The organism is Pseudophaeobacter flagellatus, from assembly GCF_021228235.1.
In the GTDB taxonomy this organism is placed as follows: Bacteria; Pseudomonadota; Alphaproteobacteria; order Rhodobacterales; family Rhodobacteraceae; genus Pseudophaeobacter; species Pseudophaeobacter flagellatus.
Genome location: NZ_JAJQRG010000006.1, coordinates 61,787 through 81,885 on the forward strand (window position 1 = coordinate 61,787; position 20,099 = coordinate 81,885).

18 protein-coding genes are annotated in these 20,099 nt (G+C 59.8%); 11 read left to right on the forward strand and 7 right to left on the reverse strand.

Annotated elements, in window-relative coordinates:
- Positions 1 to 92 precede the first annotated feature (92 nt).
- A complete protein-coding gene (locus tag LRK71_RS12840) occupies positions 93 to 464 on the forward strand; it encodes an eCIS core domain-containing protein (RefSeq protein WP_232404230.1) in 372 nt (123 codons plus the stop codon).
- 193 nt (positions 465 to 657) lie between these two features.
- Complete coding sequence (locus tag LRK71_RS12845) at positions 658 to 873, forward strand: hypothetical protein (protein WP_232404231.1); 216 nt, start codon at positions 658 to 660, stop codon at positions 871 to 873.
- Here the strand turns inward: LRK71_RS12845 and trxA are convergent.
- Positions 860 to 1,288 carry a thioredoxin gene (trxA, locus tag LRK71_RS12850; RefSeq protein ID WP_232404232.1) on the reverse strand — a complete coding sequence of 143 codons (429 nt, stop codon included), beginning with the start codon at positions 1,286 to 1,288 and terminating at the stop codon, positions 860 to 862. The two genes, LRK71_RS12845 and trxA, sit on opposite strands and share 14 nt — an antisense overlap.
- Before the next feature lie 160 nt (positions 1,289 to 1,448).
- Here trxA and LRK71_RS12855 point away from each other — a divergent pair, with 160 nt between their 5' ends.
- Positions 1,449 to 2,024, forward strand: coding sequence for a L,D-transpeptidase (locus LRK71_RS12855; protein WP_232404233.1), 576 nt, complete (start codon positions 1,449 to 1,451; stop codon positions 2,022 to 2,024).
- 302 nt (positions 2,025 to 2,326) lie between these two features.
- Positions 2,327 to 2,533 carry a cold-shock protein gene (locus LRK71_RS12860; protein WP_027241328.1) on the forward strand — a complete coding sequence of 69 codons (207 nt, stop codon included), beginning with the start codon at positions 2,327 to 2,329 and terminating at the stop codon, positions 2,531 to 2,533.
- Between the two features lie 187 nt (positions 2,534 to 2,720).
- Here the strand turns inward: LRK71_RS12860 and LRK71_RS12865 are convergent, their stop codons facing one another.
- Complete coding sequence (locus LRK71_RS12865) at positions 2,721 to 3,386, reverse strand: arylesterase (RefSeq protein ID WP_232404234.1); 666 nt, start codon at positions 3,384 to 3,386, stop codon at positions 2,721 to 2,723.
- 50 nt (positions 3,387 to 3,436) lie between these two features.
- On the opposite strand from LRK71_RS12865, the gene LRK71_RS12870 reads away from it, so the two are divergent.
- On the forward strand, positions 3,437 to 4,144 hold the full coding sequence (locus tag LRK71_RS12870; RefSeq protein WP_232404235.1) for an ABC transporter ATP-binding protein: 708 nt from the start codon (positions 3,437 to 3,439) through the stop codon (positions 4,142 to 4,144).
- The gene (locus LRK71_RS12875) at positions 4,141 to 6,690 is read left to right on the forward strand and encodes an ABC transporter permease (protein WP_232404236.1); all 2,550 of its coding nucleotides are present in this window, start codon (positions 4,141 to 4,143) and stop codon (positions 6,688 to 6,690) included. Before LRK71_RS12870 ends, LRK71_RS12875 begins: the two co-directional genes overlap by 4 nt.
- On the opposite strand, the gene LRK71_RS12880 is transcribed toward LRK71_RS12875, so the two are convergent.
- Positions 6,687 to 7,187: an RrF2 family transcriptional regulator gene (locus LRK71_RS12880; protein WP_232404237.1), complete on the reverse strand. Its 501-nt coding sequence runs from the start codon at positions 7,185 to 7,187 to the stop codon at positions 6,687 to 6,689. The two genes, LRK71_RS12875 and LRK71_RS12880, sit on opposite strands and share 4 nt — an antisense overlap.
- A gap of 110 nt (positions 7,188 to 7,297) precedes the next feature.
- Here LRK71_RS12880 and LRK71_RS12885 point away from each other — a divergent pair, with 110 nt between their 5' ends.
- Positions 7,298 to 7,867 (forward strand): gamma-glutamylcyclotransferase family protein, encoded by a 570-nt coding sequence (locus LRK71_RS12885; RefSeq protein ID WP_232404238.1) that lies wholly within the window; start codon positions 7,298 to 7,300, stop codon positions 7,865 to 7,867.
- Positions 7,868 to 7,973: 106 nt separating this feature from the next.
- Here LRK71_RS12885 and gltX read toward each other — a convergent pair whose 3' ends face one another.
- Entirely contained in the window at positions 7,974 to 9,299 is a 1,326-nt protein-coding gene (gene gltX, locus LRK71_RS12890) for a glutamate--tRNA ligase (RefSeq protein WP_232404239.1), read from the reverse strand.
- A 305-nt stretch (positions 9,300 to 9,604) separates the two neighbouring features.
- Here gltX and LRK71_RS12895 point away from each other — a divergent pair, with 305 nt between their 5' ends.
- Entirely contained in the window at positions 9,605 to 10,546 is a 942-nt protein-coding gene (locus LRK71_RS12895) for an MBL fold metallo-hydrolase (RefSeq protein WP_232404240.1), read from the forward strand.
- A 114-nt stretch (positions 10,547 to 10,660) separates the two neighbouring features.
- Here LRK71_RS12895 and LRK71_RS12900 read toward each other — a convergent pair whose 3' ends face one another.
- Both LRK71_RS12900 and LRK71_RS12905 read right to left on the reverse strand, forming a co-directional pair.
- A complete protein-coding gene (locus LRK71_RS12900) occupies positions 10,661 to 11,974 on the reverse strand; it encodes an NAD(P)/FAD-dependent oxidoreductase (protein ID WP_232404241.1) in 1,314 nt (437 codons plus the stop codon).
- A 193-nt stretch (positions 11,975 to 12,167) separates the two neighbouring features.
- Positions 12,168 to 13,826: an NAD+ synthase gene (locus tag LRK71_RS12905; protein WP_232404242.1), complete on the reverse strand. Its 1,659-nt coding sequence runs from the start codon at positions 13,824 to 13,826 to the stop codon at positions 12,168 to 12,170.
- A 194-nt stretch (positions 13,827 to 14,020) separates the two neighbouring features.
- Here LRK71_RS12905 and LRK71_RS12910 point away from each other — a divergent pair, with 194 nt between their 5' ends.
- From LRK71_RS12910 to LRK71_RS12920, 3 genes are all read left to right on the forward strand, one after another.
- Positions 14,021 to 15,592: an MORN repeat-containing protein gene (locus tag LRK71_RS12910; RefSeq protein WP_232404243.1), complete on the forward strand. Its 1,572-nt coding sequence runs from the start codon at positions 14,021 to 14,023 to the stop codon at positions 15,590 to 15,592.
- A gap of 291 nt (positions 15,593 to 15,883) precedes the next feature.
- On the forward strand, positions 15,884 to 17,458 hold the full coding sequence (locus LRK71_RS12915) for a 2-isopropylmalate synthase (RefSeq protein WP_232404244.1): 1,575 nt from the start codon (positions 15,884 to 15,886) through the stop codon (positions 17,456 to 17,458).
- A 387-nt stretch (positions 17,459 to 17,845) separates the two neighbouring features.
- Entirely contained in the window at positions 17,846 to 19,279 is a 1,434-nt protein-coding gene (locus LRK71_RS12920; RefSeq protein ID WP_232404245.1) for a tetratricopeptide repeat-containing sulfotransferase family protein, read from the forward strand.
- A gap of 15 nt (positions 19,280 to 19,294) precedes the next feature.
- Here LRK71_RS12920 and LRK71_RS12925 read toward each other — a convergent pair whose 3' ends face one another.
- The gene (locus LRK71_RS12925; protein WP_232404246.1) at positions 19,295 to 20,083 is read right to left on the reverse strand and encodes a 23S rRNA (adenine(2030)-N(6))-methyltransferase RlmJ; all 789 of its coding nucleotides are present in this window, start codon (positions 20,081 to 20,083) and stop codon (positions 19,295 to 19,297) included.
- Positions 20,084 to 20,099: the final 16 nt, after the last annotated feature.

Sequence of the window (20,099 nt, forward strand, 5' to 3'; positions counted from 1 at the left end):
TTGGCGTTTTGCCCCGACGGCGCTATCCTGCAGGCGCGTTGTATTTTCTAACGACGGGTTATCAGTGTCATTTTTTGAGAGGTCCCCTGTCCATGCCCATCACCGCTGAAGAAATCACCAGTCAGGTCGAGGCCCTGAAGGGCAAGAAAGCAAAACGCAAAAAATTGACCACAGCGCCCGAAGGCACCAAAAGCCGCAAACTGCCCAGCGATCTGCGCAAAGGGCTGGAGGCGCATTTTGGCAGCAAGCTTTCCAAGGTAAAGCTGCATGTCGGCGGCAATGCCAAGGATCTGTGCAAAGACCTGAAAGCCAAGGCCTTTACCATTGGCAATGACGTTTATTTTGCCAAACCCGCCAGCGCCAAGAAAGCCGATTTTCTGGTGCACGAACTCGCCCATGTTCTGCAACAGGGTCGTGGCCGGATGCCGAAACCAAGGGATGGCGTGGCGCTCGTGTCAAAATAATCCAACATCGGCAGGGGTAGCCCCCACCGCGAAATTAAATTTTTCGGATTATTTGTAACACCTTGCCAATTATCTTTTGTGCGATACGCAGAAACCGGGAAGGTTTGAAGAAAATCTTAACCTTTTCAAACTGTATTGAAAGGACAGGGCCGCGCTAAGCTAGGCCAAGATCGTTGAGTAAAGGTGAGACACAATGGCGTTTGTCAGTATCATGTTTGGATCCCTCGTTGGCCTTGTCACGGCTGTGACCGGCTTTACCCTGTTTGATCTGCACATCTGGCACAGCCTCTTGCTCTATTCCGGCACGGGTATTGGCGTTGCCGCGCTGGCGATTGCCATGCTGGTACTGCGCAGCACTCCCGAGCCGCAGTTTTCGGCCTCTCGGCCCGGTGGCGCTAACGCGCTTTGACCCACGCGACAATCTGACCTTCACGCAGGGCGCCTGATTGGCGCCTTTTTTCTTTGCCACGCTCAAAAGCTACCAAGGTCGGGATCCCCTTGATCCGATAGCGCCCACCGGTGGATTGATGCCGTTGGGTATCCAGCTTGACCAGACGGGCCTGGCCGGTCAGCTTGTCGGCTGCCTTGGTGAACTCTGGCGCCATCATCTTGCAGGGTCCGCACCAGGGTGCCCAGAAATCCACAATCAATGGCAGATCATCGTTCTGCACCGCCTTTTGCAGGATCGCCGGATCCACATCCGCAGGCTGCTTTGACAGCAGTGCCGCGCCGCAACTGCCGCATTTGGGGCCCGCCGTCAGCCGTGCCTCGGGCACTCGGTTCAACTGGCCACAGGCCAGGCAGGTCAGGGTTTTTTCCGCCATAACAACGCTCCCAGTGCAGGCAATCGGCTTGATCATAGGCGCGCTGCTGCAATCTGCAAGGCCCAGCTCTACCCGGCCTCCCTGCCCCTCGCCGTCTTGACGGAATGGTACCAGCGCCACAAGATACACAGGCAGGTATGTTCCAACATGTGAGGCTCAGATGATTTCTCGCCGCGTTTTTTCCACCTCCGCTCTTGCAGCCGTTTCGACCTTCTCCCTGTCGGGTTTTGCCATGCCCGCCCGCGCAAAATCGGCACCCGTTTTTGACCCGACACCGCAATACGTAAGGATCAAGAAGCATTACCAACCCGGCGAAATCCTGATCCTGCCGCGATCCTACTACCTTTATTTTGTCACCGAACAGCGCAAGGCCATCCGCTATGGCGTGGGGGTTGGCAAGGCCGGGCTGGAATTCACCGGCAGCGCCATTATCCAGCGCAAACGCGAATGGCCCGGCTGGCGTCCCACCCAGGACATGATCGAACGCAGCCCGCGCATCTACCAACGCTTTGTCGATAACAGCTACGTACAGCCAGGTGGGCCGGACAACCCGCTGGGCGCGCGGGCGCTCTATCTCTACCAAAACGGGGTGGATACCTACTTTCGCATTCACGGCACCACCCAGCCCGAAACCATTGGCACTTCGGCCTCCAATGGCTGCATCCGCATGTTGAATTCACATGTTACCGATCTCTACCAACGGGTACCGCTGGGCACCAAAGTCACGGTTTTGTAGACCCGACAATAGGTCAGCAGGCCCGACATAATGCAGGACGTAGCCCCGATAAATCGCCAAAAAAAACATCATGCAAAAGAAATTTCTGCAACAGCCCCGGTGACATAGGCACCTGCAGCGCCGCACAAAGGCGGATTGAAGATTTTTTCTTGCGCGAAAGCCGCTTCTGTCCAATGCTGTCATCGCGAGGTCATAAAAGGGGTGATATTTGTCCCTGATGGATGGGTTACCACCAGAATGAGCAAGCCATACTGCCGCATGTTGCGGGCAGAAAGCGTGAGAAGAAACTAGGAGAAGAGACGATGGCAACTGGCACCGTCAAATGGTTCAACACCACCAAGGGATTTGGCTTTATCGCCCCTGACAGCGGCGGAAGCGATGTATTTGTTCACATTTCCGCAGTAGAGCGGTCCGGTCTGACAGGCCTCGCGGACAATCAAAAAGTGAGCTACGAAATGCAGCCTGGTCGTGATGGCCGTGAATCCGCGGTTGATCTCGCGCTGCTATAAGCCCCCAAACATTTGTATCGGCGGCCCTGATTTTTTGGGGCCGCTTTTGCGTCCGCCCCTGCAATACGCCGCTTTAGTCCCTGGCTGGAATCTGCCACCAATGGCCGCAACCCGGATAGGGTAGATCCTTGGAACAGACGCCGCCGACAGTGCCCTGGCGCTGGCCTCCTGGCCCTTTTTCCTGCCCCTAGCCGTTTTCCTCCGGGCTAGACAGACGCGCCAGCAGGGCCATGACCGCAGGCCCAACCGCAGCCACATTCAGCGCCACACCTTTGGCATTGGGGTGAATGTTATCAGCCTGCATATAGGCCTGCGCCGCCGCCGGGTCCTGCCCGGTTTCAGCGCGAATTCCGGCAAAGGCATCGGCATGCAGCAGCACGTCAAACTCCTGCGCCAGATCCGTATAAATGCTATCAAAGGCGGCCTTGTATTCCGGACCATAGTTGCCCGGCGCCTGCATGCCGATCAACAGGACCTCAACCCTGTGTGCCTGCGCCGCCTGTAGAATTTTGCGCAGGTTGGCGCGGGCCTCGGCTGCGGGCAGTCCGCGCAGCAGATCATTACCCCCCAACAACACAATCAGCCCCTGCGGTTGATCCGACAACGTCCAGTCAACTCTGGCAGCCCCCCCTGCCGTGGTATCCCCCGATACTCCGGCGTTGCTCAGGGTCACCTCGGCACCGTGGACCTCAAGCCAGGCAGCCAGCTGCGGCACAAACCCCTCTCCCTGTGGCAGCCCGTAGCCCTGCACCAGACTGTCGCCAAAGGCGGTAATCCGCAGATCCTCTGCCTGGCTCTGGGTCGCAACGTTTACAAAAATTATCAATCCCAACAGGGCCAAAACCTTGCGCATCGCGCTAAATGCTCCATATCCGATAGAGTGTATTTCACAGGCGCAGCATCATGACCGAAACAGAACCACCCGTTCTTCACCTCAAAGATGCGTCTTTAACGCTGAATGGCAATACCGGGCCGGTGCAAATTCTACGTGGGATCTCGCTGGATGTGCGCAAAGGTCAAACTCTGGGCCTGATCGGGCCTTCGGGTTCGGGGAAATCCTCGCTCTTGATGGTGATGGGCGGGCTAGAGCTGGCAACAGGCGGTCAGATCACCGCTCTGGGCCAAGATCTCACCGCCATGGATGAAGACGCCCTGGCCCGGTTTCGCCGTGCACATATGGGCGTGGTCTTCCAGAGCTTCCATCTGATCCCCACCATGACAGCGCTGGAAAATGTCGCAACCCCGCTAGAGCTGGCCGGTCGACGCGATGCCTTTGACCTCGCCCAGGCCGAGCTGGAAGCTGTTGGGCTGGGTCATCGTGCTGGGCATTTCCCGGCCCAATTGTCTGGCGGAGAACAGCAGCGTGTGGCCCTGGCCCGGGCCCTGGCCCCCCGCCCGTCAATTCTGCTGGCGGATGAACCCACCGGCAACCTGGACGAGGCCAATGGCGCGGCGGTGATGGATCTGCTCTTTGGTCTGCGTGACCGCACCGGGGCCACACTGATCATGGTTACCCATGCGCCAGAACTGGCCGCGCGTTGCGATCGGGTGGTTCGGCTGCGCGATGGCCAACTGGCCGCACCGCAACAGGCAACAGAGGCCGCCGAATGACGGGGGCCACCCCTGCGACCCCTTTTGGGCAATCCCTGTCGCTGGCCTGGCGCTTTGCCCGGCGCGAATTGCGCAGCGGCGTAAAAGGCTTTCGAATCTTTCTGGCCTGTCTGGCACTGGGGGTGGCGGTGATCGCCGCTATCGGCTCCATTCGCGCCTCAATTGAGGCGGGGCTGACACAGGAAGGTGCCAGCCTGCTGGGCGGCGATGCCGAACTGACCTTTACCTATCGCTTTGCCAATGCGCAGGAACGCGCCTGGATGGCGAAAAACTCTACCGCCGTGTCAGAGATTGTCGAATTCCGCTCTATGGCGACCCTGGGGGAAGAGCGCGCCCTGACCCAGGTCAAGGCGGTAGATGACGCCTATCCGCTGGAGGGGCAGATCGCGCTCATGCCCCAAATGCCGCTGGCTGATGCACTGGCAGGCCAGGATGGGCTGCCGGGGGTGGCGATGATGCCGGTTCTGGCCGACCGGCTGGGGCTGCGCCCCGGTGATCGGCTCCGCTTTGGCACCCAGGATTTTGTCCTGATGGCCACCATCAAGACCGAACCGGACGCTGCCGCCTCGGGCTTTGCGCTGGGGCCACGGACCCTGGTGGCCCGTCCGGCACTGGAAGAGTCCGGGCTGTTGGCACCGGGATCACTATTTTCCACCAAATACCGGCTCTCGCTGCCAGCCGACAGGGACCTGGATGCGCTGCAGGCCGAGGCGCGCGCCCGGTTTGAGGCCAGCGGCATGCGCTGGCGCGATGCCCGCAATGGCGCGCCCGGCATTGCCACTTTTGTCGAACGGCTGGGTGGGTTTCTGGTGCTTGTGGGTCTGTCCGGTCTGGCGGTGGGCGGCGTTGGGGTTTCGGCGGCGGTGCGCGCCTATCTGGCCACCAAAACCACCACCATCGCTACCCTGCGCACGCTGGGCGCCGACCGGCGAGTGATCTTTCTGACCTATTTTTTGCAGATTGGGGCGCTGACCCTGCTGGGGGTTGCGATCGGGCTGGGGCTGGGCGGGCTGGGGCCTGTCCTGCTGGAACCACTGATTGCGGCGCAGCTGCCCTTTCCGGCGCTGTTTGCGCTCTACCCTGGTAGCCTAGTTGAGGCGGCGCTCTATGGCTTTCTCACCGCCTTCATCTTTGCGCTCTGGCCGCTGGCGCGGGCAGAACGGATCCGCGCCGCCGCATTGTTTCGCGGCACCCTGGGCGAGGAAAGCCACCTGCCCGCTCCGCGCTATATCCTGACTACTGCGCTGGCGCTGGCGCTGCTGGTGGGATCTGCCGCCTGGTTTTCCGGCGCGCCTGAGCTGACGCTCTGGACAGCCGGCGGGCTGATGGCGGCCTTGCTGGTGCTGCTGGTTGCCGCGCTTGGCCTGGGCTGGCTGGCGCGCCATGGCAGAAGGCTAAGCCGTGGCCGACCAGCGCTCCGCTGGGCGCTGGCCGCCATCGGCACCGCCCGCGATGGCGCGGTGCCTGCGGTGCTGGCACTGGGGCTGGGGTTGACGGTTCTTGCCGCCATTGGCCAGATCGACGGCAATATGCGCCGCGCCATCGCCGGTAACCTGCCCGATGTGGCCCCATCCTATTTCTTTGTTGATATTCAACGCGACCAGATGCCTGCCTTCCTGAACCGGGTTGAAACCGATCCCGCGGTCAGCAAGGTCGAAAGCGCCCCCATGCTGCGCGCCGTCATCACCAAGATCAACGGCTCCCCCGCGCAGGAGGTGGCAGGCGATCATTGGGTGGTGCGCGGTGATCGCGGAGTCACCTATGCCTCCGCCCAGCCCAAGGGCACAGAGGTGGTGGCGGGCAGTTGGTGGCCCGAGCATTACACTGGCCCGCCACAGGTCAGCTTTGCCGCCGAAGAGGCCGAAGAGCTGGGTCTCAATCTGGGCGATACCATCACGCTGAATGTGCTGGGACGCGATATACAGGCCGAAATCACCAGCTTTCGCAATGTAGATTTTTCCACCGCCGGCATGGGATTTGTGCTGACTCTGAATGAGGCCACCCTGGCGGGCGCGCCGCACAGCTTCATTGCCACCGTCTATGCCGCGCCCGAAGCCGAAGCGCAGATCCTGCGCGATCTGGCCCGCGAGATGCCCAATATCACCGCCATCCGGGTGCGCGATGCCATCGACAGGGTGTCTGACATTCTGCGCCAGCTTGCAGCAGCCACCAGCTATGGCGCGGCAGCCACCCTGCTGACCGGGTTTCTGGTGCTTCTGGGCACCGCCGCCGCCGGGGAACCGGCACGCCGCTACGAGGCGGCGCTGCTGAAAACCCTGGGCGCCTCCCGGGCGCGAATCCTTGCCAGTTTTGCCCTGCGCTCAATCATCCTGGGCGCCGGGGCTGCGGCGGTGGCGCTGACCGCCGGGATATGCGGAGCCTGGGCTGTGAACTACTATGTCTTTGAAACCAGCTTTGTGGTGATCTGGCCGAATGCGCTGGCGGTAATATCAGGAGGGGTACTGACCACACTGCTGGCCGGGTTGATCTTTGCTTGGCGGCCCCTGGCAGCCCGGCCCGCACGCATTCTGCGCACCCGCGATTAACCCACCGAAGGCGCGACCTCTAGCTTGGCATTAGCAGCGGCAACGCCTGCCGCTGTACCACAGGCCACCGGCTGAAGGATGCGCAGCAAGTCGACGTTGCCACAGACGAGATCCGCGACCGAAAGATCATCCAGCGACCGATAGAAGGCCTGCGCCGCATCTGACAGAGCCAGTTTCAGGCGACAGGCCGAGGCCAGCGGGCAGGTATTGTCGGTATCGGCGAAGCATTCGGCAATTGGCAGCGCGCCTTCGACATGACGAAAGACCTGGCCAATCTGAATTTCAGCCGGATCCCGCCCCAGGGTCATGCCCCCGTTACGGCCGCGCTGGGTATGCAAATACCCCAACTGGCTTAGTTGGTTGATCACCTGCGCCAAATGATTTTCAGAGATATTGCAACATTCTGCGATTTCGGATTTTGTCACCAGACGCTCTTCGTTTGCGGCGCAGTACATCAATAGGCGTACGGCGATATTGGTCCTTTTGGTAATTCGCATGGTCTGGCTCCGCCCAAGTTTTCGATCATGTTATGTTGCACAGCGCGCGAAAAAGAAGTTTGACATACATCAATCACCCAGCGTTTTAACAATGGAATGACGATCAGATAATGCCCCATCCCTATTTCTTTGGCTATGGCAGCCTGGTGAACACCGCCACCCATGACTACCTCGACCCGCAGCCCGCCCGGCTGAGCGGCTGGCAACGCAGCTGGTGCCATACCGCGTTGCGCGATGAAGCCTTCCTGAGCGTGGTACCCGCGCCGCAGGTGCAGATCGACGGATTGATCGCGGCCGTGCCCAATGCCGATTGGCAGGCGCTGGACGAACGTGAATTCGCCTATGACCGCCTGCCGGGCAACGGGTTGATCAGCCACGACCTGTCACGCAGCCCAGAGATTTCATTTTATTCGGTACCCCCGCATAGCCAGAGCCAGGGCGACACCCGACACCCGATTTTGCTGAGCTATCTTGATGTGGTCGTGCAGGGGCATTTGCAGATCTTTGGCGCGGCGGGGGTGGATGATTTTTTCTCCACCACCCTGGGCTGGGATGCCCCAATCCTGAATGACCGCGCCGCGCCGAAATACCCCCGCCACCAGCAGCTATCCGTCTCTGAAACCGCAATGGTGGATCGCTATCTTGCCGACCTGGGGTCGAACATCATCCCGCAGGCATAGGGACCGATCACAAAACAAAACAGGCGGCGCTTTTGGCACCGCCTGTTGTATCTGTCATCCCCGCCCTGTCACCCCCAGCGCATAGGGGAGATGGGCCTGGCGCCTTCTAGCCGCGTGCCTGCACCACAGACATCAGCGCCAAAAGCGCGCTCATGTCCGGGCCACGTTCGCGCCCGGTGACCGCCTTGCGCAGCGGCATGAACAGGCCCTTGCCCTTGCGCCCGGTGGCCTCTTTGACGGCGGTTGTCCAGCTCTTCCAGCTGGTCTCGTCATAGGGGCCTTCCGGCAGCAGCGCCATGGCCTCGGCGATGAACTCGGCGTCTTCCTCGGCGATCAGCGGCGCGGCGCCCTCACAGCAGAGCTCCCACCAGCCGGCCAGATCCTTCAGCGTGGTGATGTTTTCTTTTGTCAGCGCCCAAAATGCCTCTTGCTTGTCCGTAGGCACGCCCAGCGCGTCGATATGGGGTTTTACATCCTCCAGCGACAGCGACTGCAGATAGCGAGCGGTCAACGGGTACAGGTCTTCGGCATCGAACTTGGTTGGCGCTGCACCAAAGCGGTTGATGTCAAAACCGTCAATCAGTTCTGCCATCTCGTTGCGCACCTCAACCGGGTCAGAAGAGCCCAACCGCGCCATCAGGCTCAACAGGGCCATGGGCTGCACGCCCGCCTCGCGCAGATCACGCAGTGCCAAGGTGCCCAGACGTTTGGACAGTGCTTCGCCCTGCGGGCCGGTCAGCAGCGAGTGATGGGCAAATTCGGGCACGGTGCCGCCCAGCGCCTTGATGATCTGGATCTGGGTTGCGGTATTGGTCACATGATCCGATCCGCGCACCACGTGGCTCACGCCCATTTCGGTGTCATCCACAACCGAGGCCAGGGTATAGAGGAACTGACCATCACCCCGGATCAATACCGGATCCGACACCGAGGCCGCATCAATCGAGATATCGCCCAATACGCCGTCTTTCCACTCGATGCGTTCATGATCCAGCTTGAACCGCCAGACGCCATCACCGCGTTCGGCGCGCAGGGCGGATTTTTCATCCTCTGACAGCGCCAGCGCGGCCCGGTCATAAACCGGTGGCTTGCCCATATTCAACTGCTTTTTGCGCTTCAGATCCAGCTCGGTCGGGGTTTCAAACGCTTCGTAAAAACGGCCAATGCTGCGCAGTTCATCGGCGGCGGCGACATAACGGTCCAGGCGGTCAGACTGGCGTTCAATCCGGTCCCAGGTCAGGCCAAGCCATTCCAGATCCTGCTTGATTGCATCGACATATTCTTCTTTGGAGCGTTCGGGATCGGTGTCGTCGATGCGCAGAATAAAGCTGCCGCCAGCCTTGCGGGCGATCAGATAATTCATCAGCGCGGTGCGCAGATTGCCAACATGGATATAGCCGGTGGGCGACGGGGCAAAACGGGTGGTGGTCATCAGATGTCTCCTGTTGCCCTGCCCATGTCACATGAGGCAAGCTTTGTCCAGTTTTTGCCACCCTCAGCCCGGCCCTGCCAGCCTGTGACACATCAAAACCCACATCGCCATGGCGGTTCACTTTGCCGCAGCTGGAGCCACCCTCTCTGGGGTGCCCCCTTGCGCACACAATTGCGTGAGTTTCCGCCAAAATCGCTTTGTTTTGCTTAGGGCAGAGCTAGCATCGTCCCGGATGCCGAAGCCAGCGCATCCCAAAGCGATCCAGAAAGCACCCCCCCTTGCTGCCCTATAGAGAGGACCCTTCGATGACCGCGATCTTCACCCGCCGCTCCGCCCTTGCCGCAGCCGCCGCCCTGCCCCTGGCAGCGACGGCCCGCCCGACCCTTGCTGCCAGCGGCAGCACCGAGATGGCCAGGGCTCCGGCCTCCCATAGTCGTAGCTTCAAACTTGGCAGCTTTACCGTAACTACCCTGCTTGATGGCAGCCGCCCCCTGGAAGGGGCCAAAGCGATTTTTGGCGGCGGCGCAACAGATGAAGAATTTGCCGCTACCTCAAAGCAGAACTTCATTCCAGCCGATATGGCGCAGTTTTTCTTTACCCCGACGCTGGTGGATACTGGCAGTGAAAAGATCCTGTTCGACACGGGCCTGGGCCAGGGCGGCATTCAGATTGCGCTGGCCCAGGTCGGCCTGACGCCGCAGGATATTGACGTTGTTGTCCTGACCCATATGCACCCGGATCATATCGGCGGCATGACAACGGACGGCGCAGAAACCTTTGCCAAGGCCCGCTATATCACTGGCCGACAGGAGTTTGATTTCTGGCGCGGCCAGGACGAAGGCAACCGGGTCGGCGACCTGATGGCCCAGAAGGTAACGCCTTTTGCCGAAAAGCTGACCTTCTTGGAAGACGGCGACAGGGTCGCATCAGGCATCAGCGCCATGGCCAGTTTTGGCCATACCCCCGGCCATATGGGCTATATGCTGGAAAGCGACGGACAGCAGCTGATGCTGACAGCGGATCTGGCCAACCACTATGTCTGGTCCTTTGCCCATCCCGACTGGGAGGTCAAATTCGACATGGACAAAGAGGCCGCAACGCGCTCTCGCCGCAGAATACTAGATATGCTGGCCAGCACCGGCACGCCGATGATCGGCTATCACATGCCCTTTCCTGCGGCGGGATATGTTGAAACGCGCGACAGCGGGTTCCGCTTTGTGCCGGTAAGCTATCAAATGATGGGCTGATCCAGGCCTCTTGTGCCCGGCGCCTGTCTGCCAGCCCTTCCCATCGCCGACCGGCCTTGTGTGAATATGAAATCATGCGGCCCAAGGCGGTAGTTTCCCAGGTCGGCAGGCAGGCTATTTCTTTTTGCCAAAGCGCGACAGGCGAAAGCCATGCGGATCGACAATGGGCGCATCACCCGTAACCAGATCTGCGGTCAGACGCCCCGCTGCAGGACCAATGCCAAAGCCATGACCGCTATAGCCGGTGGAGATGAACAGCCCCGGCAGATCATCCACCTGCGAGATCACCGGCAGGGCATCCGGCGTCACGTCGATCAGCCCGCCCCAGCTCTGCACCACGTCGCAGCCCTGCAGGATAGGAAAGGCCCGTTGCGCTGCGTCCCAGCCCTGTTTGATCGCCTTTTGCGAAGGTGCTGGATCCAGCACCCGGCAAGTTTCAAAGGGGGAGGTCTGCTGCGCCGACCAGCGCCGGTCCTGCGCCGCCTCTTCGCGCCACCGCCCCGACCCGGTAAAGCGGAACTGAATAGAGCGCCGCTCTTGCAGATAGCGGGGCAGGAACTTCAGCCCCAGCCGCAATGAGTCGGGGACAATGTCGACAATGTTTTCACTACCACTGGCAATGGTATAGCCGCCGTCCTGGCGCTTGCGCAGGGCAAAGCCATTGCACCAGATTGCACAGTCTGGCCCGCCCTGCACCGGTGAGGTGCGCAGCACCGAATTCAACACTTTCAACTGCGGCAATGCGATCCTGGCATTGCCCAGGAACAGCCGCGACCAGGCCCCGCCTGCCACCACCACGGCTGAACAGGCCACCCGGCCACGCTCGGTCATCACACCGCTGATGCGCCCGGCTTCGCTTTCGACCGCGCGCACCGCGCATTCGGTCATAACCCTGGCCCCCGCCGCCTGGGCCGCCCGTGCGATGGCATGGGTGGCCAACTGCGGTTCGGCGCGCCCATCCAGCGGCGTATAATAGCCAGAGATCGCTTTGCCCTGATAACCGGGCATCACCTGGCGCAGGAAATCGCCGCGCAGCATTTGTCCCGGCAGGTCCATCGCCGCAAGATGTGGCGCCCAGCGTTCCAGCTCGGCCTCTTCGCGGCTGCGTTCTGCGGTGAACAGGATGCCAGAGCGCCGATAGCCGGTAGGATGGCCGGTACGCGCCTCCAGCCTATCCCAAAGGCGCAGCGCCTCTCGCATCAAGGGCAGTTCTTGCGGGTCGCGCTGCGAGATCCGCACCCAACCCCAATTGCGCGAGCTTTGTTCGCCCGCGATCTGGCCCTTTTCACACAGCAAGACAGAATGGCCCCGCTCGGCCAGTTCCAGCGCGGTCGAGGCCCCAATAATGCCGCCCCCCACCACAACCACGTCAACGCGTTTGGGCAGAGCAAGATCGGCTTGGAAATATGGCAGTTTCAATCCGGGCATGATGAGGTCTATGCCGCGCCAATGACAGCCGGTCTAGGGGGCAAAACAGCCCATGGTTGGCAGAAGAACAAAATGTGATCTTTGGGACGCATCGTCAGCTCTCTGGGGGGGGGCAGTTCCGGGTAAATCATTTGAAAACAGGTGGAATCGTCACCTCTAGCGCGCAGGCTCGGGCCTGATCACAAGACAATAGTCACGACATGTCGCGAAAACGATTGACAATCGGGTAGCGTCGATCCAGCCAAAAAGCCCGCGGTGACAACCGTGCCCCCGGCGCCGACTGATAGCGTTTGTATTCGCTGATATAGATCAGATGCTCTACCCGTTTGACTGTTTCGCGCGCGAAACCTCTGGCCACGCAATCCGCAACGGATCCGTCCTGATCGACCAGAATTTCCAGAATGGCATCCAGCTCGGGGTAGTCCGGCAGGCTGTCGCTGTCTTTCTGATCTTCGCGCAACTCAGCCGAGGGCGGCTTGTCGATCACATTGGGGCGAATGACCTCGCCTACAGGCCCCATCATCCAGGGGCGGTGATTGGCATTGCGCCAGCGGCAGGTTTCAAACACGCGGGTTTTATACATATCCTTGATCGGGTTATAGCCGCCGTTCATATCGCCATAGATGGTGGCATAGCCCACGGCGACTTCGGATTTGTTGCCGGTGGTCAGCAGCATCTCGCCAAACTTGTTTGACATCGCCATCAGCAACAACCCGCGCAGACGGGACTGGATGTTTTCCTCGGTCAAATCTTCATCATAGCCCGCAAACAGCGGTGCCAGAGTGTTGGAAATGGCGCTGCGCCCCTCGGCGATTGGCACATAGTCGTAATGCACCCCCAGGGCCTTGGCCACGGCTTCGGCATCCTCCAGTGATTCACGGCTGGTATATTCCGAAGGCAGCATAGCGCAGCGCACATTTTCGGCCCCGATGGCATCCACTGCGATGGCAGCGACAATGGCGGAATCCACCCCGCCGGACAGACCCAGAAGCGCCTTTTTGAACCCGGTTTTGCCCATGTAATCCCGCAGGGATTCCACCATCACCCGGTAATCCTGCTCCCAGGAATCCGGCAGATGGGCCTTTTCGCCTTCGACCGCGCGCCAGCCCGCCTCGGTGCGGATAAGATCAAGCTGGGTGATGACTTCGTCAAAGACCGGCATCTGCAGCGCCAGCGCCCCATCCGGGTTCAGTACAAAGGAACCACCATCAAAGACCTGATCGTCCTGCCCGCCCACCATGTTGAGGTAGATCACCGGCAGGCCGGTTTCGACTGCACGGGCCACCGTGTGATTCTGCCGTACTTCCATCTTATTGCGATAATAGGGCGAACCATTTGGGATCAAAAGAAATTCAGCGCCCGTTTCGGCCAGGGTTTCGGCCACGTCTTCGTGCCAACCATCTTCGCAGATAGGCGATCCGATGCGCACATCCCCCACCGCATAGGGCCCTGCCAGCGGCCCGGCATCAAAGATCCGCATCTCATCAAAAACCGTCTCATTGGGCAGATGATGCTTCAGACAGCGCGAGGCGATCTTGCCCTCCTTGAGGATCAGATAGGCGTTGTACAGCTTGCCCTCTTCGGCCCAGGGGCAGCCAATGGCCAGGGCCGGCCCCGCAGCACAGTCCTGCGCCAGCTGCGCGGCCGCCGCCATGGCGGCCTGATGGAACACAGGCTTTTGCACCAGATCCTGGGTGTTATAGCCAGTCAGGAACATTTCCGGCAGGGCGACCAGATCGGCCCCTGCCGCCAAGCCCGCGGCCCAGGCCTCACGTGCCTTTGCTGCATTGCCTGCAAGATCCCCAACCGAGGGGTTCAATTGCGCCAGAGTTACCCGGAAACGATCTGCCATCCTGCACAAGCCCTTTGCAAAACATGTTGCCAGTCGTTTATCAGATCGGCAGCCAAGGAAAAGGGCCGAGCGCAAAAGACATTGCGACAAGCTGTTTGCTCGCTTAGTTTCCCAGCAAGTAACCCACAAGTAGCCTATTGGCAGATGCAATTTCCACGGCCGACGATATCGGCGCGCGGCAGACAGAGGTTTTCATGACCGGTTTCAGCAGAACGCTTGCGACACTCTTCCTTTTGACCCTGGCCATACCCGCAGCGGCACAGGACGGCAAAATCATCACCAACGAGGATGAAATCGGCGGCCTTTACGAGGGTACTTTTCGCGGGGGGTTGCAGCATGGCAAAGGCACCTACCGGCTGCCAAATGGCTATGAGTACTCTGGCGACTGGGTGGACGGAGAGATCCTTGGCCGGGGCGTGGCGCGCTTTCCCAATGGTTCGGTCTATGAGGGCGATTTCGTCAAAGGCAAACCCGAAGGCCTGGGCAAGATCACCATGTCAGATGGCGGCACCTATGAAGGCGAATGGCTGGCGGGCGTAATCAATGGCCAGGGTGTTGCAGTCTATTCCAATGGGGTCCGCTATGAGGGCAGCTTTGTCCAGGGGCAACACCACGGCAAAGGCGTGATGCAAAATCCCGGCGGCTATGAATACAATGGCGACTGGGTCGAAGGCCGCAAGGAAGGCCACGCCATCATCACCTATCCCGATGGTGCCACTTATGAAGGCGAAATCTCTGATGGGCAGCTGCACGGGGTTGGCACCCTGACAATGCCGGATGGGCTGCACTATACCGGCGATTGGGTCGAAAACCAGATGCATGGTACCGGTACCCTGACCCAACCCAATGGCGACGTTTACACCGGGCCACTGGACCAGGGCCGCCGCCAGGGAATCGGCACCCAGACCCATGCCAATGGCGATGTCTATGAAGGCATGTTCGAGGATGACCTGCGCCACGGCACCGGCACCTTCACCAAGACCGATGGCTACACCTACACGGGCGACTGGCTGGCCGGCCAGATCGAAGGCACGGGCCGCATAACCTACCCTGATGGATCCATCTATGAAGGGGAGCTGAAAGACGACCAACCACATGGGATCGGTAAGATTACCTATCCCGATGGATCAACCTATGAAGGCGACTGGATTGCCGGGGTGTTTGAGGGCACTGGCACCGCGACCTACGCCAATGGCGTGACCTATACCGGTGAATTCAAGAATGCCCGCAACCATGGCCAGGGTATTCTGACCGAAAGCAACGGCTATCGCTATGACGGCGGCTGGCTGGACGGCCAGCGCCACGGCGAGGCCCACGTCACCTATGCCGATGGTGCGGTCTACACTGGCAGTTTTGTCAACAGCCAGCGTCACGGCACAGGCAAGCTCGAAGTGCCCGGCGGCTTTAGCTATGAGGGCGACTGGGCCGAAGGCAAAATCACCGGTGAAGGCACAGCGATCTTTGCAAATGGCGACGTCTATGTCGGCAGCTTTGTCAACGGCAAGCGCCAAGGACCGGGCACCATGACCTACAGTAGCGGTCAGACGGTCAGCGGCAACTGGAACAATGGTGCCCCCCCGCCCACGGCTGACGGCAGCGAAGATGGCGCAGAACCACAGGCGGATACGCAGGCAGATCCGCAAGGCGACCCTGCGTCCGGGACACCACCGCCTCCGGCAGATGCCGAAAACACCAAAGCCACGGGGACAGGGGGCGACGCTGGTGCTGGTTCGAACACCGGCACTGGTTCGCAAACAGACAACTAATCGCCCATAGCCCGGCGCGCCGGGCGCAGCGCAGAGGCCCCATCAGACGGGGAATCGATTTCCCTCTTTTCATTCAGTTGCAGCTCTGTATAAATCACTGGCATGACAGTTTACGCAGATATCCCAAAGACCGACGCCGCCCTACGCGGCGCGTCTCTGCGTGACCTACGCCTGCTCCTAGTCCGCCTCTGAGCGTGCCATTCGGCGCGTCCGCTCAGAGGAGACCGGCTTATACGCGCCCCACATGGACTGCCACACTGGACCCCAGGACAGAACTAGAAAGTTACCCAAATGACCAATATCATTGACAAAGATCGCGTCTTGATCTTCGACACCACCCTGCGTGACGGCGAACAAAGCCCCGGCGCCACCATGACCCATGATGAAAAGCTGGAAATTGCCGAGCTGCTGGATGACATGGGTGTCGACATCATCGAAGCTGGCTTTCCGATCGCATCAGAAGGTGATTTCAAAGCGGTAAGCGAGATCGCCGAGCGATCGAAGAATGCGGTGATCTGCGGTTTGGCACGGGCCAATCTCAAAGATATCGACCGCTGCGCTGAAGCCGTGCGCCAGGCCGCCAAGCCGCGCATCCATACCTTTATCGGCACCTCTGCGCTGCACCGGGCCATTCCCAACCTCACCATGGATGAGATGGCCGAGCGTATTCACGAAACCGTCACCCACGCCCGTAATCTGGTCGAGGATGTGCAGTGGTCGCCGATGGATGCCACCCGCACCGAGTGGGACTATCTGTGCCGGGTGATCGAAATCGCCATCAAGGCCGGCGCCACCACAATCAATATCCCCGATACCGTCGGCTATACCGCCCCGGTCGAAAGCGCCGATCTGATCAAGCGCCTGATCGAAACTGTGCCCGGCGCCGATGAGGTGGTCTTTGCCACCCATTGCCACAACGACCTTGGCCTGGCCACGGCCAACTCGCTTGCCGCCGTGGCAGGCGGTGCGCGCCAGATTGAATGCACCATCAATGGTCTTGGCGAACGGGCCGGCAATACTGCCCTGGAAGAGGTCGTCATGGCCTTGAAGGTGCGCAATGATCTGATGCCGTGGAAAACCGGCATCGACACCAAGAAGATCATGCACATCTCGCGCCGCGTCGCCACGGTTTCGGGTTTTTCGGTCCAGTTCAACAAGGCCATCGTCGGCAAGAACGCCTTTGCCCATGAAAGCGGCATCCATCAGGATGGCATGCTGAAGAACAAAGAAACCTTTGAAATCATGCGGCCCGAAGATGTCGGCTTGGCTGGCACCTCGCTGCCGCTTGGCAAACATTCAGGGCGGGCAGCGCTGCGCGACAAGCTCACTACCCTCGGTTTTGAGGTAGGCGACAACCAGCTCAAAGATGTCTTTGTCCGGTTCAAGGAACTTGCCGACCGCAAGAAAGAGGTCTTCGACGACGACATCCTGGCGCTGATGCGCGCGGGCGAAGATGCCGAAAACGATCACCTGCAGCTGGTCTCGATGAAGGTGGTCTGTGGCACCGGCGGTCCGGCAGAGGCCACAGTGGAGATGGAGATCGACGGCAAGGATCAGACCGCCGTGGAAGAAGGCGATGGCCCGGTCGATGCCACCTTCAGGGCGATCCGCAAGCTCTATCCGAACACCGCCCGCCTGCAACTCTATCAAGTGAATGCGGTTACCGAAGGCACCGATGCCCAGGCCACCGTTTCCGTGCGCCTGGAAGAAGACGGCATCATTGCGACTGGCGAGAGCGCCAATACCGATACGGTCGTGGCCTCGGCGAAGGCCTATATCAACGCGCTGAACCGGGTGATCGTGCGGCGCGAGAGGGTGGGCGAAGGCGCGGATGCCCGCGAAATTTCGTATAAAGATGTGACCTAAACTGAATGTACAGGCCTGACTGAAAGGGCCTTAACAAACTACTCCAAACGAATTGGCAGGCATGTCGCGCCGATGTGCCTGCCATATTTAACAGGTCATTTTCCTGCTCTCCCTCCCCCCAAAAAATACAGTGCTTCTGCACCCTCCGTGCCCTCAGAATGCCCTCGCTGCGCGGGTAGTGGGTCTCTCTGTTGGCCATGGTTACGCCCAGACCAAATGCCAGCCAGCCTTTCGCTCCCGGTAAAAAAATTATCAAAATAGCAACAACTTTTCCCTAAACCGATAACCAACCAAGAATGGAAATCGGTGGTCGAAATGACTCAAGCTCAAAAACAAATCCCACAATCCGCTTCAAAAGCGATGGATGCGACCTTTTTTGAGCCACTGATGAACAAGCAGAAATATCAGGAGGTGCTGATCACGCTGCAACCACTGATCGCGGCCGGGCAAGCCGACGCTGCAATGTTGGACCTGGTCGCTGAATGCTATTTTGGCCTTGGCCGTGCGGATCGCGGCCTGGCGGTACTGGAAGCAATTGTTGAAACCTGGCCAGAAAATCTGCCCATCTGGGGCAAACTGGGCAGTCTTAGCCTGCAAAACGGCGATAGCAGCCGCGCCGCTGAAGCCTTTAAGGAAATACTCGTCCAAGAGCCTGATTCTGCTACGGCGCTGAGCGCACTTTATGTCGCAGAACCCTTTGCCTGGGATAGCGACTACGCGGCGCGGCTACGCGATCTCTTTACCAACGCCAAACTACCAGAAGCAGGACGCGCAGGTGCAATCAACACGTTGGGCAAAGCTGCAGCTGCTGCGGACCAAACCAAGATGGCTATGTTCTATTATGAAGCCGCAAACATGGCCACTCCGGGTGACTATGACCCCAGCGCCACATCGGCATCGGTGGCGCAACAATGCAGCTACTTTGATCCCGCCCAGCTACCGCAGTTGCCCGGCCCTGCCATCAACACCGACAAAGGCGCAGGCACCCAACCCCTGTTCATCGTCGGCCTGCCGCGATCTGGCACCACGCTGGTTGAAAACATGCTTTTGGCCCATTCCGATGTCAGCAGCATCGGCGAAAGCCCGGTTCTGATCCAGACCAGAAAAGTCGTCCAACTGCAGCTGTCTCAACAAACCCAGCGGGGGCCAAAGCTGGTCAAGACTGATGACACGATAGCCAAAAACAATAAGCTACAACAGAACCGGGATCAAAGCTGGGACTGGTGCACGCAGACCAGCCCAGAGCTTGCCCAGAGGGCGCGCAACGCCTATCTGGCCCAGTATCCACAGAACAACATGTCGTCGCGGATTATCATCGACAAACTTCCGCAGAACCTGTTTGAAATGGGCTTTGCCCGGATGATCCTGCCGGAAGCCCGCTTTGTCTTCATGATGCGTCATCCTCTGGATGTGGGACTGTCTCTCTTCACAACCAACTTCCATCAAGGCCATGCCTATTCAAAGCGGCTGGACTGGATTGGCAAGCATATCCGCACCAATTACGACTCTCTGGACGATTACATTCCCAAGCTCGGGGATAGGCTACGTGTGCAATCTTACCGCCAGCTGGTCGAAAACCCAGAACCACAAATGCGCGCGCTTGTTGCGCACCTAGGCCTGAATTGGGACCCTGCCTGCCTGACGCCACTAAATAACAAGAGCTTGGTCAAAACCGCCTCTGTGACGCAGGTGCGCAAAGGTCTGAACCAATCCGGGCTGGGCAAATGGACCCGGTTTGAGCGCGAACTGACCCCCCTGATCAAGGCGCTTGGCGGCTGGGACTGGATCAAGGAATGGGAAGCCCGTGACGCCACCCTGTAGAGGCCAGTAGAGCGCCTATTTCAAACTGCTAAAAATCTTGTCCAGCCGGGTGCATTCGGCCTTGGTGCCGTAGGGCGTGTTGACCAAGAACATGCCCGAGCCAATCATCCGGTGCCCAGCCCGTGCCGGGGGAAAGCGCACCTCATGGCGCAGCGCGCCGGGCAGGTTCTGATGTTCCAGCGCCCGCAGCATGGATGTATGGGTGCCGTCTTTCAGAATGGGATACCACAGCGCCAGAATGCCAACATTCCATTTCCGGTGCAGCGTCGAGATAAACCCCGGAATGCGGCTGTAGTCGCTTTTGATCTCATAGCTTGGATCCATCAGCAAAAGCCCGCGCCGGGGCGTTGGCGGTGCCAGCGATTGGGCCAGTTCAAACCCGTCCTGCAGATGCACCTTGGCCCTCCCTCGCGGCAGGGCCTGACGCAGGGCTGCATGTTCCCCTGGGTGCAGTTCGGCCAGATGCAGGCTGTCCTGGGGGCGCAGCAGATTGGCCGCAATCAACGGTGAACCCGGATAGGCGGTCTCGCCATGCGCCGCCTGACAGGAAGCAAGCGCCTGCAGCAGAGGGTGCTCTACCGGCAAAAGGCCCTTCCCCAGAATGCGATCAATCCCCGCCGCCGCCTCGCCGGTTTTCACAGCCTCGGGGGCATCCAGATGATAAAGCCCACGCCCGGCATGGGTTTCAATATAGCTGATCGGTTTGTCCTTCTGGGTCAGATAGGACAGGATCTCCGCCAAAAGCGCGTGTTTTTGCACATCGGCCAGGTTACCGGCATGATAGATATGTTGATAGGATAGCATACAACAGGCTGTAGCG

Coding starts and splice junctions, on each gene's coding strand:
- LRK71_RS12860 (WP_027241328.1), top strand. CDS start 2,327: ATGGCAACTGGCACCGTCAAATGGTTCAACACCACCAAGGGATTTGGC.
- LRK71_RS12875 (WP_232404236.1), top strand. CDS start 4,141: ATGACGGGGGCCACCCCTGCGACCCCTTTTGGGCAATCCCTGTCGCTG.
- LRK71_RS12870 (WP_232404235.1), top strand. CDS start 3,437: ATGACCGAAACAGAACCACCCGTTCTTCACCTCAAAGATGCGTCTTTA.
- LRK71_RS12840 (WP_232404230.1), top strand. CDS start 93: ATGCCCATCACCGCTGAAGAAATCACCAGTCAGGTCGAGGCCCTGAAG.
- LRK71_RS12895 (WP_232404240.1), top strand. CDS start 9,605: ATGACCGCGATCTTCACCCGCCGCTCCGCCCTTGCCGCAGCCGCCGCC.
- LRK71_RS12880 (WP_232404237.1), bottom strand. CDS start 7,187: ATGCGAATTACCAAAAGGACCAATATCGCCGTACGCCTATTGATGTAC.
- LRK71_RS12855 (WP_232404233.1), top strand. CDS start 1,449: ATGATTTCTCGCCGCGTTTTTTCCACCTCCGCTCTTGCAGCCGTTTCG.
- gltX (WP_232404239.1), bottom strand. CDS start 9,299: ATGACCACCACCCGTTTTGCCCCGTCGCCCACCGGCTATATCCATGTT.
- trxA (WP_232404232.1), bottom strand. CDS start 1,288: ATGGCGGAAAAAACCCTGACCTGCCTGGCCTGTGGCCAGTTGAACCGA.
- LRK71_RS12845 (WP_232404231.1), top strand. CDS start 658: ATGGCGTTTGTCAGTATCATGTTTGGATCCCTCGTTGGCCTTGTCACG.
- LRK71_RS12905 (WP_232404242.1), bottom strand. CDS start 13,826: ATGGCAGATCGTTTCCGGGTAACTCTGGCGCAATTGAACCCCTCGGTT.
- LRK71_RS12885 (WP_232404238.1), top strand. CDS start 7,298: ATGCCCCATCCCTATTTCTTTGGCTATGGCAGCCTGGTGAACACCGCC.
- LRK71_RS12865 (WP_232404234.1), bottom strand. CDS start 3,386: ATGCGCAAGGTTTTGGCCCTGTTGGGATTGATAATTTTTGTAAACGTT.
- LRK71_RS12915 (WP_232404244.1), top strand. CDS start 15,884: ATGACCAATATCATTGACAAAGATCGCGTCTTGATCTTCGACACCACC.
- LRK71_RS12920 (WP_232404245.1), top strand. CDS start 17,846: ATGAACAAGCAGAAATATCAGGAGGTGCTGATCACGCTGCAACCACTG.
- LRK71_RS12900 (WP_232404241.1), bottom strand. CDS start 11,974: ATGCCCGGATTGAAACTGCCATATTTCCAAGCCGATCTTGCTCTGCCC.
- LRK71_RS12910 (WP_232404243.1), top strand. CDS start 14,021: ATGACCGGTTTCAGCAGAACGCTTGCGACACTCTTCCTTTTGACCCTG.
- LRK71_RS12925 (WP_232404246.1), bottom strand. CDS start 20,083: ATGCTATCCTATCAACATATCTATCATGCCGGTAACCTGGCCGATGTG.